Annotated in this window: 10 protein-coding genes and 1 pseudogene; 7 read left to right on the plus strand and 4 right to left on the minus strand. The window is 57.6% G+C overall.

Annotated elements, in window-relative coordinates; all coding sequences use genetic code 11:
• A partial coding sequence (gene purB / locus B3520_RS01460) for an adenylosuccinate lyase (RefSeq protein WP_286875170.1) occupies positions 1–831 on the plus strand: 831 nt, incomplete at its 5' end.
• Positions 832–982: 151 nt separating this feature from the next.
• Positions 983–2,110 (plus strand): cupin domain-containing protein, encoded by a 1,128-nt coding sequence (locus B3520_RS01465; RefSeq protein ID WP_286805289.1) that lies wholly within the window; start codon positions 983–985, stop codon positions 2,108–2,110.
• A gap of 28 nt (positions 2,111–2,138) precedes the next feature.
• On the opposite strand, the gene B3520_RS01470 is transcribed toward B3520_RS01465, so the two are convergent.
• The gene (locus B3520_RS01470) at positions 2,139–2,945 is read right to left on the minus strand and encodes an IclR family transcriptional regulator (protein ID WP_286805288.1); all 807 of its coding nucleotides are present in this window, start codon (positions 2,943–2,945) and stop codon (positions 2,139–2,141) included.
• Between the two features lie 324 nt (positions 2,946–3,269).
• Here B3520_RS01470 and B3520_RS01475 point away from each other — a divergent pair, with 324 nt between their 5' ends.
• The 5 genes and pseudogenes from B3520_RS01475 to B3520_RS01495 all read left to right on the plus strand — a co-directional run bounded on the left by B3520_RS01475 (position 3,270) and on the right by B3520_RS01495 (position 10,489).
• On the plus strand, positions 3,270–5,369 hold the full coding sequence (locus B3520_RS01475) for a starch-binding protein (RefSeq protein WP_286805286.1): 2,100 nt from the start codon (positions 3,270–3,272) through the stop codon (positions 5,367–5,369).
• 281 nt (positions 5,370–5,650) lie between these two features.
• A pseudogene (locus B3520_RS01480) lies at positions 5,651–6,574 on the plus strand (endo-1,4-beta-xylanase); the annotation flags it as partial.
• A 92-nt stretch (positions 6,575–6,666) separates the two neighbouring features.
• A complete protein-coding gene (locus B3520_RS01485; RefSeq protein ID WP_286805285.1) occupies positions 6,667–7,956 on the plus strand; it encodes an endo-1,4-beta-xylanase in 1,290 nt (429 codons plus the stop codon).
• Between the two features lie 292 nt (positions 7,957–8,248).
• Positions 8,249–9,898 (plus strand): family 16 glycosylhydrolase, encoded by a 1,650-nt coding sequence (locus B3520_RS01490; RefSeq protein ID WP_286875172.1) that lies wholly within the window; start codon positions 8,249–8,251, stop codon positions 9,896–9,898.
• Between the two features lie 216 nt (positions 9,899–10,114).
• Entirely contained in the window at positions 10,115–10,489 is a 375-nt protein-coding gene (locus B3520_RS01495) for a hypothetical protein (protein ID WP_286875173.1), read from the plus strand.
• Between the two features lie 64 nt (positions 10,490–10,553).
• Here the strand turns inward: B3520_RS01495 and B3520_RS01500 are convergent, their stop codons facing one another.
• From B3520_RS01500 to B3520_RS01510, 3 genes are all read right to left on the minus strand, one after another.
• Positions 10,554–11,366, minus strand: coding sequence for a glycoside hydrolase family 11 protein (locus tag B3520_RS01500; RefSeq protein ID WP_286805280.1), 813 nt, complete (start codon positions 11,364–11,366; stop codon positions 10,554–10,556).
• A 134-nt stretch (positions 11,367–11,500) separates the two neighbouring features.
• Positions 11,501–12,085, minus strand: coding sequence for an HD domain-containing protein (locus B3520_RS01505; protein ID WP_286805278.1), 585 nt, complete (start codon positions 12,083–12,085; stop codon positions 11,501–11,503).
• Positions 12,086–12,119: 34 nt separating this feature from the next.
• Positions 12,120–12,901 (minus strand): TIGR01458 family HAD-type hydrolase (locus B3520_RS01510; protein ID WP_349678471.1); only part of this gene is annotated, 782 nt, incomplete at its 5' end.

The raw sequence follows: 12,901 nt of genomic DNA on the forward strand, positions 1-12,901 counted from the left end.
GTGGGCAAGGAAATGGCCAACGTCGTGGCGCGCCTGCGCCGTCAGATCAAGCAGATTGAACAGGTCGAGCTGTTGGGTAAAATCAACGGCGCCGTGGGCAACTACAACGCCCACCTGGCCACCTACCCGAACATCGACTGGGCCGCCAACGCCCAGACCTTTGTCGAAGGCCTGGGCCTGACCTGGAACCCCTACACCACCCAGATCGAACCCCACGATTACATCGCCGAGCTGTTCGATGCCATTGCCCGGTTCAACACCATCCTGATCGATTTCGACCGGGACGTCTGGGGCTATATTTCCCTGGGTTACTTCAAGCAGAAGACCATCGCCGGTGAAGTGGGCTCCTCCACCATGCCCCACAAGGTCAATCCCATCGACTTTGAAAACTCCGAGGGCAACCTGGGCCTGGCCAACGCGGTGTTTACCCACCTGGCTCAGAAGCTGCCGATTTCCCGCTGGCAGCGCGACCTGACCGACTCTACCGCCCTGCGCAATATGGGTGTGGGTTTTGGTTACAGCTTTATCGCTTATGCCTCCACCCTCAAAGGGATCGGCAAGCTGGAAATCAACCGCGCTCGCCTGGCAGCGGACCTGGACAACGCCTGGGAAGTGCTGGCCGAGCCCATTCAGACCATCATGCGTCGCTATAACGTTGAAGAGCCTTACGAGAAGCTCAAGGCGCTGACTCGCGGACAAACCATCAACCAGCAGGTGTTGAATGATTTTGTCGACGGGCTGGATATTCCCGAAGACGCCAAGGCTGCCATGCGGGCGTTGACGCCGGGGAATTACATTGGGAATGCCGAGGCGCAGGCGAAGAAAATTTAGTTCAGGTAACGGCGGATGCGCTTCGCTTATCCGCCCTACGTATAGCACAGAGGTTGCGTAGGGCGGAGCCGAGCGCAGCGGTATAACCCGCATCCGCCGTAACCAAACGCCGTAACCCAACCATCAACCCTGCACAACAACGGTCTCCTCCATGCCCCTGACCCACCTGGGCGATATGCCCGTCGAAACTTTCCTGCGCGACTACTGGCAACAAAAACCGCTGCTGATCCGCAACGCCTTTCCGGATTTCGAATCGCCTCTGGACGGCGACGAACTTGCCGGCCTGGCACTGGAAGACGAGGTGGAATCGCGCCTGGTATTGGAAAAGGGAAAAACGCCCTGGGAACTCCGCCAGGGGCCCTTCGAGGAAGACGACTTCGCTGCCCTGCCCCCGAGCCACTGGACGCTGCTGGTTCAGGCCGTGGATCAGTGGGTACCGGAGGTTCAGGAGTTGCTGCACCACTTCCGTTTCCTGCCCGACTGGCGGCTGGATGACATCATGGTGAGCTACGCCGTGGATCAGGGCAGTGTCGGCCCGCATTTCGATTACTACGATGTCTTCCTGCTACAGGGAAACGGCAAGCGGCGCTGGCGCATCGGGCAGACGTGCGACAGCCAAAGTCCCAAGGTGGAAGATACCGCGCTGAATATTCTGCAAGACTTTGAGGGCACGGAAGACTGGGTACTGGAGCCCGGCGACATGCTCTATATTCCGCCCGGTGTCGCTCACTGGGGCACCGCGGAGGGCGACGACTGCATCACCTACTCCATCGGCTTTCGCGCTCCGAGCGTGGCGGATATCTTTACCGAGCTGAGCCAGGATATTGCCAGCCGGCTGACAAACGACCAACGGTACCGGGACCCGGCAATGGCCCCTGCGGAAAACCCCGGCGAAATTCCGGCGGACACCCTGAACGCACTGGACGCATTGATTCAGAGCCACCTGACGCCCGAGGCCATTCAGGATTGGTTCGGCCGTTATATGACCACCCCGAAATACCCCGACCTGGAGCCGGAAGTCGCGGAGGAAAACGGAGAGGATTGGACCGGAGTCCCTAACCTGGAACGTCACCCGACCAGTCGCTTTGCCTACTCCACCGACGGCGATCAGGCGACGCTCTATGTGGATGGAGAACAGTATTCCTGTTCACGTGCACTGGCTGAATGCCTGTGCGCTGACATTGCACCGGAAACCCGTGAGCTTAAAGCCAGCGCTCAGTCCGAGCAGGATATCGCACTCGTCAGCGAATTGGTTGTGGACGGAAAACTCTGGGCGTGAGCTACCCTGGCATACGCGGCCGGCAGCTCTACACACCGCCGAGCTGGCCGCTGATTCGATTGGTGGCGTTTTTCAGCCGCTCCAACACTTCTTCTTGTGTGCAGGGCAAGGGATTGCACTGAATAAACGGAACAGTCAGTGCGGCGACCGGGCCTTCCCGCCCCATCACCGGACAGGCAAGGTCCGTTACTCCGTCCACAAAGTCACTGGCCCGACACATATAGCCTTGAGCCGCCGCCTGCTCTGCTTCAGCCAAAAACGACGGCATCCGCTGCCCCTGTTCGTCCGACGCCTCCAGCGCAGGGCGCCAGGCGGCCCGCTCCTGCTCCGAGCGCAACCCGTACAGCAACAGCCCCGACGCCGCCTCAATGACCCGGCGTCGATAACCCAGGCGCACGGCAAAGCCCAGATCCCGGGGGCTTTCAATGCGTGCGACCACCACTACCTGATCACCCGAGGCAACCACCAGATGGCAGGACTGACCCACGTCTTGCGCCAACTCCTTCATGATCGGCAATGCCACATCCAACAAGGTGCGAGTCGGGGCCTGAGCCATGCCCAGAGTAAACAGATGATTGGTAAGCTCGTAGCCTTCCCCGTTTTCAGACTGGGCGATGTAACCCCGATACTCCAGCGTCAACACCATCCGGAATAACTCACTCACCGAACGTCCCAACTGCGACGCAATTTGAGAAGTCGTCAGCGGTACGCCCTCACGCGCTAACAATTCGAGCACATCCAGACCTTTTTCAAGGGCCGGTGCACGATACTTGCGTTCGGTTTCATCATTGGAACTGCTACCCGGTGAATCCTGTGCGGTAGAAGGCTTGGCCATGGTCACTCCTGAGTGCAAATTATCACTCAAAGATACCACAGAAATTTTACATGTAAAAACGAAACCACTACCTTCCGGCAGACCTCCGTCAAACGGACGATTCACCCAACGTGATGCAGTGCACATTGAGGTCGATTACATCCGGTCGCCCCGAAGCTGCATACGTATTCATCTTGCCCGGGCGACCCAAAAGGCTTTCCAATGAAAACCGAGCGACGCAGACCACAATAATCAGTCGCTGATGTCATCCCAACCTCCCGAACTTGCGCAATGTGCAAGTTAAAAAAACATAACACCAATAGACATTTCGAGAATGGAGGTTTTATGCAAAACCACAATAACCCCTTACTTCCGCGATTGTGTCACTGGCTCGCCGGTGCCTTTTCGATTACTTTATTCAGCATCTCTGGCGCCTTTGCCCAGCCCGCCCCCGGCGACACATTCGTCCACTTGTTTGAATGGCGCTGGAGCGACATCGCCACCGAATGTGAACAGCACTTGGGCCCGAAAGGTTACGCGGGCATCCAGGTATCACCACCCCAGGAACACATCCAGGGCGACGCCTGGTGGACCCGTTATCAACCGGTGAGTTCTACCATCGACAACAGCCGCAGTGGCACCCGCGCTGAATTTATCGACATGGTGCAACGCTGTGACGCTGCCGGCGTGGATATCTATGTCGATGCCGTGATCAACCACACCGCTGCCGGTTCCGGCGTAGGCACCAACGGCAGCAATTATTCCTACGGCACCAGCTACCCGGAATTTTCCACCAACGACTTCCACGCACCCTGCGATATCAGCGGCAGCGATTACGCGAGCAATGCCTGGGCGGTGCGCAACTGTCGGCTGGTAGGCCTACCGGACCTGGACACGGGAGCAGAGTACGTCCGGCAAACCCTGGCCAACTATCTGAATGACCTGATCAACATCGGCGTCAAAGGCTTTCGCCTGGATGCGTCCAAACATATGAGCCCGACGGACATTAACGCCATCACCAGCCGCCTCAATGGCAACCCCTATATTTTTCAGGAAGTGATTGATCTGGGCGGCGAAGCGGTCAGTGCCGGTGAATACCTGAGTGGCGGCGACGTGACCGAATTCCGGTACAGCGCCGAGCTGGGTAATCAATTTAAAAACGGCCAACTGAACTGGCTGCAGAACTTCGGCGAGAGCTGGGGTTTTATCAGCGGCGGCTCCGCGGTGGTCTTTACCGACAACCACGACAATCAGCGCGGCCACGGTGCCGGCGGCAGCAATGTGCTGACCTATAAAGACGGCTCACTGTACGACCTGAGCAACGTCTTCATGCTCGCCTGGCCCTATGGCTACCCTAAAGTCATGTCCAGCTTTGACTTCTCGGACAGCGAGGCGGGCCCGCCCAGCGCGCCGGTGCACAACAACGGGAACCTGAACTGCTATGGCTCCGACTGGAAGTGCGAACACCGCTGGCGCCCCATCGCCAACATGGTGGCTTTCCGCTCCGCCGTTGGCGATCAGCCGGTCAACAACTGGTGGGATAACGGGAGCAATCAGATTGCCTTCGGGCGTGGCGATGCCGGCTTTGTCATCATCAACCGGGAAGGCAACCAACTGACTCGCACCTTCAGCACCAACCTGCAGGAAGGTGAGTATTGCAACGTGATCGACGGCGATTTCGACAGCGGTAGCTGCTCCGGCGAAATCCTCTGGGTGAACGCCCAGGGTCAGGTGGACGTCAGCCTGGACGGCATGACCGCCGCCGCCATTCACCGCGATGCGCGCGTGGGTACCGATCCCGAACCGGAACCCGAGCCGGAACCTGACACCATCAACGCCAACAGCATCTGCCTGAGCAACCAGACAGGCTACAGCAATCCGCACATCTACTACTGGAGCCCGAGCCCCAGCGGCGCCCTGGCCAGCACGACCTGGCCCGGCGAAGCCATGACTGCCCAGGGTGACTACCATTGCTTTGATCCGGGCGCGGCACTCAGCTCCCTGAACATCGTGTTCAACGACAACGGCGGTGCCCAGACCTCCGACCTGACTTACACCGGCGACGGTTGCTACAGCAACGGCCATTGGCAGAGCCTGGAGCAGTGCGGCTTTACGGTCGACGACGGCACTCAGACGAGCCCCTCGCCCAGCGAGAGCACCTACGTCTGCTATGACAACGCCAACGGCTACAGCAACCCGCACATGCACTTCTGGAATGCCAGCCCCAGCGGTGTATTGGCGGATAGCAACTGGCCCGGGGTCGCACTGGAAGCCAACAATGGATTTTACTGCTACGACACCGGCGCTGAGCTCACCGACCTCAATGTTGTATTCAACGACAATGGCGGCGCTCAGACCGCCGACCTGACCATGACCGGCGGCAACACCTGCTACCAAAATGGGCAATGGACAGCGTTATCAAATTGCGGGGTGAGCGCCCCCTAGGCAGATTATTGCGCTGAAACCCTTGAGGGGCGCGGCTGCGCCCCTTTTTTTGTGCGTCCACTCAACAGCCATTGGTCAACCTGAACTCTTGTGGTATATTTGACTACAACGGGCCAATAAAGCGATCAGCCCGACCGATTCAATAACCATAACCAGGTGATCCCATGCCAATCGCAATGAAAAACCGCTTTACTCTGCTCACCACCGCCCTGATGGCGCTGGGCCTGTCCGCCTGCGGCGGCAGCAACAGCGGACCCGAACTGGAATTTCCCGACCGGCCTTCAAGCTCTTCCTCGAGTTCTTCCAGTTCCTCATCCAGTGAATCGAGCAGCGAAAGCTCCAGCAGTGTCTCCACGTCCGTCACCTTTGTCGGCAACATCACCACCAATGGCGCTGTCCGTGACGACTTCATGCAGTACTGGGATCAGATCACCCCGGAAAATGAAGGCAAGTGGGGCTCGGTGGAAGGCACCCGGGATCAGTACAACTGGGGACCGCTGGATGCCATCTATGAATTTGCCCGTGCCAACGACATTCCGGTGAAAGGCCACGTTCTGGTCTGGGGCAGCCAGCAGCCGAACTGGATTGCGGACTTGAGCCCGGAGGAGCAGCGCGCGGAAATCGAAGAGTGGATCAGTGACTACTGTGATCGCTACCCTGATACCGCGATGATGGACGTTGTGAACGAAGCGCTGGAAGGACATGCTCCAGCCAGGTACGCAGAAAGCGCCTTTGGCGAAGAATGGATTATCGAGTCCTTCAAACTGGCTCGCGAGCACTGCCCCGATACGATTCTTATCTACAACGACTTCAACTTCCTGACCTGGGACAACCAGGCAATCATCGATTTGATCACTCCTCTGGTGGAATCCGGTTACGTGGACGCGCTGGGCGTTCAGGCACACGGCCTATATGCGCCAAAAGTCTGGACGGCGCAAGAAATCGAGGACAATCTTGACAACATCGCCGAACTGGGTCTGCCCATCTACGTATCGGAGTACGACATTGAAGAAACCGATGACGAAACACAACTCGAGCGCATGCAGACACACTTCCCGGTTTTCTACAATCATCCCGATGTGGTCGGTATAACCCTCTGGGGCTATGTGGTCGGCTCTACCTGGCGTGAAGGTACTGGCCTGATCACCAGCGACGGTGAGCAACGCCCCGCCATGCAGTGGTTGATGGAATACCTGAACCGCTAATCGGCAAACTGCATTTTTACCGCAATTGACCAAGACGAACCGGGGCCTGAGCCCCGGTTCGCACAATTCAATAACACGAATCAGGTGACCCCATGTCAATCGCAATGAAAAACCGCTTTACTCTGCTCACCACCGCCCTGATGGCGCTGGGCCTGTCCGCCTGCGGCGGCAGCAACAGCGGACCCGAACTGGAATTTCCCGACCGGCCTTCAAGTTCTTCCTCGAGCTCTTCCAGTTCCTCATCCAGTGAATCGAGCAGCGAAAGCTCCAGCAGCAGTAGCGAACCCAGTGTTTTCAGCGTGACCGCTGATTACAACCTGTATGCGGAAGCGCCCACCGACTCCCCCGTCGGCGTCGCCGTATCGGCCGCTAACGAGAATTACAGTATTTTCAACCACAGCGATGCCATTGAACGCCAGGATGTCATCGCCACTCACTTCAACCAGCTCACCGCTGGCAACATCATGAAGATGAGTTACCTGCACCCGACTGAAGACAATTTTACTTTCGATGATGCCGATCAGTTGGTCAACTTCGCCCAGAGCAACGGTATGACCGTACACGGCCACGCCCTGCTCTGGCATCCAGACTATCAGGTGCCTAACTTTATGCGGAATTACGGCGAAGGGTGGCAGGACATGCTGACCGCCCACGTCGAAGGCATTCTCAACCACTTCGACCCCGAAGTGGTGGTCAGCTGGGACGTGGTCAACGAAGCGGTAGATACCGATACGGAAGACGGATGGCGCCATTCGTTGTTCTACAACTACGCACCGCCCGCTGAAGGTGAAGTGCCCGAGTACATCGAAGTGATGTACCAGGCCGCACGGGATACCCAGCCGGACGTTGATCTGTACTACAACGATTACGACAACACCGCCAATGCCGGTCGCCTGGAGAAGACCCTGGAAATTGCCGAGCACCTCGACGGCCTGGGCCTCATCGATGGCGTCGGCTTCCAGATGCATGTGTACATGGACTACCCGGACATCACCAACTTCCGGAACGCGTTCCAGGACGTGGTGGACATGGACCTGAAAGTGAAAGTCACCGAACTGGACGTTGCCGTGGTCAATCCCTACGGTGGCAATGCGCCGGACACCCTGACCTACGACGCCGAACTGGCAGGCGCCCAGAAGCTGCGGTTCTGTGAAATCGCCGAAGTTTACCTGGAGGTTGTTCCGGAAGCACTGCGCGGCGGCTTCACCGTCTGGGGACTTACCGATGACGAAAGCTGGCTGATGAACCAGTTCGCCAACGCCACCGGTAATGACTACGACGACGTCTGGCCGCTGCTGTTCAACGCCGACTTGAGTGCCAAGCCCGCCCTCGAAGGCGTCGCTCAGGCATTCCGTGGCGAGACCTGCACCAGCGAGTTTTAAGCTGAACGATGGAAAGCGGTGGATGACGGGGCCTTTGGTCCCTTATCCACCCTACGAACCCGGCAACAACTGCTGAGCACCTGTAGGGTGGATCGGTCCGACGTTTCGGAGCGTCATCCACCTATATCCACCGCACCTCATCCTGTGATCCACCCCACAAACTGACCACATTTCCCGTCCCACTTTACGCCCCCACCCCAAAGTGAGATACCCACATCACCCGCCTGTGCTTTGCTGACAGCGCCGTTTAACGGCCATCTCAATAAAACTCACTTGCACAGCGAGGATAATAATGATGTATCGAAACCTTCCCGCGCTTTTCAGCGCACTGCTACTCATGATCAGCGTCAGCGTTCAGGCACAAAACGACAACCTGGCACAAAATGCCACTGCTTCCGCCAGCACCCAGGATCTCGCGGCCAGCAACGCTATTGATGGCGACCCCAACACCCGTTGGGCTTCAGCGGCGCAGACTGACCCGTCCCACATAACCATCGACCTCGGACAACAGTATGCCCTGTCCAGCGTCGTCATTCACTGGGAAGCGGCTAACGCGGACACTTACCAGATACTTGGCTCCAACGACGGAGGTAACTGGACGACGCTGGCCACAGAAACCGGCGGCACATTCGGAGACCGAACGGATACCATCAATGTCGCGGGCAACTTCCGCTACGTGCGCATGAACGGCATCAGCCGCAGTGCTGGTAATGAATGGGGCTATTCCATTTGGGAGCTGGAAATTTACGGCCAGAGCGGCGGCGCAGGCAGCGTGCAAACACTGCAGGCCGAAGATTATATCAACGCCTACGACACCACGGCAGGCAACACGGGTGGCGCCTATCGCAGCGGCGATGTCGACATTGAAGCCAGTACCGACGACGGTGGCGGCTACAATGTCGGCTGGATCGACGCCGGGGAATGGCTGGAATACACCATCAACCTGGACGCCGACACCTACACAGTGAGCTCCCGCGTCGCCTCGGACATCGGCGGTGGCCAGTTCACCATCGACCTGAACGGCTCTGAAATCGTTGGTACCCAGAACGTCGGCAATACCGGTGGCTGGCAAAGCTGGACTACCCTGACCTCCTGGCCCATCGCTCTGCCGGCGGGGCAGCACACCGTGCGGGTCAAAGTTCAAAGCGGAAACTTCAACCTCAATTGGGTGCGTTTCGAACCGGGCAGCGACGGCACCGATCCAGCCCCTCAGCCCATGTGGAGCGACGAGTTCGACACTATCGACAGCAACAGCTGGACCTTTGAGACCGGTGGCTGGGGCTGGGGCAACCAGGAGCTGCAGTACTATACCGGCGGCGACAACGCCTTTATTCAGTACGACTCCGAAGTGGACAGCAATGTACTGGTGCTGGAGGCCCGCCAGGAAAACCCGCAAGGTTACGAGTGCTGGTATGGCTACTGCAGCTACACCTCAACCCGCATGATTTCCAAAGGCAAGCAGGAGTTCGAGTACGGGCGCATGGAAGCCCGCATCAAGCTACCCCAAACCCAGGGCATCTGGCCTGCCTTCTGGATGATGGGCAATGACTTTGACCAGGTCGGTTGGCCCAACAATGGCGAAATCGACATCATGGAACATGTCGGCTTCGAGCCCAACCTGACCCACGGCGCCCTGCACGGCCCGGGCTACTCCGGCGACACCCCGATCAACGGCACCCACGACCTGGGCGAGTCCGCCGACGCCAACTACCATGTATACGCTGTGGAGTGGGATGAAAACGGCATCGACTGGTATGTGGACGACATCAACTTCTACAGTGTGACTCGTTCGGAGGTGGAACAATACGGCAACTGGGTGTACGACCATCCCTTCTTCTTTCTGCTAAACATTGCCATTGGCGGAAGCTGGCCCGGCGAACCCGACGGCACCAGCCAGTTCCCCCAGCGCATGTATGTCGATTACGTGCGGGTCTACCAGTAAACCGATCAACGAGATCGTCGCAGAATAGCCGTCTGCGACCGTCCCCCTTTTCTAAATCCCCAAACGCAATAACCAGTCACCGCCCACAAACCAAATCGTCTATAAATCCACCATAACCGGCCCCAAAACAGTGCGCCATGATCAATACTGTAACTAAGGCGAAGCCAATGGCTTCCTCGGATACCGAACCACCCACAGGCCCTGAGGAAAAACGTCATGATTCGTGCACTGTTCTCCGTATCTGCCCTGTTCATCGCGCTATCACTGCCCCAAGCCCTGGCTGACAATCACGGCGACCTCTACGAAAACATCCAGTTGGACGACATTTTCCAACAGATGGACCTGACCCTGCGTCGGCGTAACGACGTCATGGAGGTAATGAATCAGTTCCGGGAAGATCGGAAGAGGGCGGACGAGGCGTTACAGGAGTTGAGCGAAACCCTGCCGCCACAGGAAGAGATCAGCGCTACAACCGTCTATTCCGATATTGTTCTGGAATCACGATTGAACCGCATACTGAGGTCCGACCAGGTCGAGCAGTTAATGACTTTCATCAGGGAGCAGAGGGGAGAGCAAAGCGGAGCCGAGTAAAGGACTGACCCGCGGGTATTGATCAGCACTGATCGACCCCCCGGGTCATCGCGTCCAGCATCCTCTACCGGTCGGAGGCGTCCCACACCTGACCCGACCCAACACCGTCATTGGCCGGGTTGAACACCTCGACCGCCATGACCTGATAGGTGGGGTCATCGCTGGCGTCAAAGTTATTCATATCCGGAATAATCCAGCCGGTATCCGCCCACGCTTTGACGTGATCGGCGAAGTTGATTTCGTAGTCCTTGCCCAGCTCGCGCTGCTCGGTCGGCTTGCTCCAGTACTGGTAAAACGTGGAGGTATTGTTGATCGACGGCTTCTGCTCGCGTACTGAGCGATACGTAGAGTACTCGACGCCGTTACTGACAAAGGTCTTCCCGTACTCACCGTCCTGACTGGGGTCGTAGGTCCAGCGCTGGAGAATATAGTACTCCACCAGGTGGGCCGGATCATCCTTCGGCATGGTTTCATCGTAGCCCCAGCCGTACAGTGTGATATAGCTCGCGCCGCTGTCCTCATCGAAGCGGTACCCGATCACCCGATCTTCATCGCCATAGTGCCAGCCGGGGCCGCCGACGTAGTTATAACCGCCACCTTCCCACTCCACCTTGAATGACCCATCGGTCTCCAGCGCCAGTGTGGTTGCGCCGCCGTCTTTCCAGTGAGTGAAGAAAAAATCACCCACATGGCCAGTGGCATGGCTGTCGGTAATCACGGTGTCATCGGTGAATTTTTGGGTATAGGCCTTGAACTTCTCGATGCCGGCTGCGGAGGCCGTATCGCTGGAATCAGGAGCCTGTTGCTCGGTAGCACAGCCCACGGCGCCAAACAGGGCGAGAGCCAGTGCGGTAGTCGTAAGACGATGGGTTTTCAAAGCTCGGTCCTCTTATTGTCTCCCGGCGAGACCTCCATACCTGAGGTGCACGGGAGCTTGAATGTCAGTAGTGGTCCTTATGACCATTATTAGAGCATTTATCCGCCTCGAATACAAAGCCAAAATAAGCGGTTTCAGGACTCCTTCAGCCACCCCTGCTCGACCGCGTAATCTACCTTTGCAACCACCCACTGATAGATGTCCGGTTGTTCCAGTTCAACAAACTGATGCATTTCCAACACCTGGCTTTTATAAATCCCGTTCTCCTGCCATGCTCGCCCGTTACTGGAGATATTGTGCAAAAACGGCAGCAGTCGATCGATGACCTTCAGCAGTTTGGCTTCCCTGCTTTGCCCAAACTCCTGCTCGTCCCACAGGGTCAATAAGTTCTGGATGGGGTTTCCAGGGTGGAATGCAATCCTTTCAACACACTTGCGCTCTTCAAGGTGGGCAGCGTCACGATTGGCGCTGTAAAGAAACGTATCACCGGCATCAATTTCACCCAGATCATGAACCAACGCCAGCTTGATAAGCGTCAAAACATCAAAATCATCTTGCAACAATTCTGAGAACGCCCAACACGCCATCGCCAAATGCCAGGAATGTTCGGCCGAGTTTTCTACTCGCTCTCCGCCATTGATATAGGTTCGGCGGTTTACGGACTTCAGGCCGTCAAGTTGAAGTAGAAAATCGGATAGTTGAGTAACACTTTTGTTCACCAAGCCTCCTGATACTCGCACTCGAATACCTTCGTTATAGCATCGACGGTAATACTTTTACAGAATCCAGAACTATCGCGGCCGGGCTCAATTTCTTCTCGTCCCCAGCCTGATATTTTCCGGTTTTCACCAACCGGGCCTGCAAACCGGCTTTGAGTGCCCCCTCCACATCCCCAAATACGTCGTCGCCTATCATCAGGCACTGGTCCGGTTCCAGGCCCGTGGAGGTCACTACCTGGTGAAAGAATTCCGGGTTGGGTTTGCCCATGACCACGGGCTCCACATCGGCCGCCCAGGCGACCGCCCGGACGAAGGGGCCGGCATCCAGGCAGAGGGCGTCGCCGTCGTTGAAGTATTTGTTCTCGCCAATGGCAATCAGCCGTTTGTGGGCCTGTGCGATGCGAAACGCCTGGTTGAGGTTACGGTAGTTCAACTCGTCCCGCGCATCGCCCAGCACCACGCAGTCGGGTTCGCGGTCGCCCAGGGGCCCGAACAGGGCCTTGATGCTGGGGTGGACCAGCGCGTAGGGGGTCAACTGGTGTTCCCGCACGTAGGCCAGGGCCGCATCGGGGGCGGTGAAGAGTTCTTGCGCTGTCACATCAAAGCCCAGTTGTTGCAGCTTCTCCAGTAACTGTTCACGTGACTTGGTGGCGGTGTTGGTGACAAACCGCAGTACCAGGCCCCGGTCTCTGGCCGCCGCGACGGCCTCAATGGCGCCGTCGATTCGCCGATCACCCTCGTACAGAACACCGGACAGATCGAAAAATACGGCTTTGATGCGGGTGTCGTTCATGGCGGCCAGAGACCGGGGCCTGG

Source organism: Marinimicrobium sp. UBA4509, from assembly GCF_002388575.1.
Taxonomy (GTDB): domain Bacteria; phylum Pseudomonadota; class Gammaproteobacteria; order Pseudomonadales; family Cellvibrionaceae; genus Marinimicrobium; species Marinimicrobium koreense.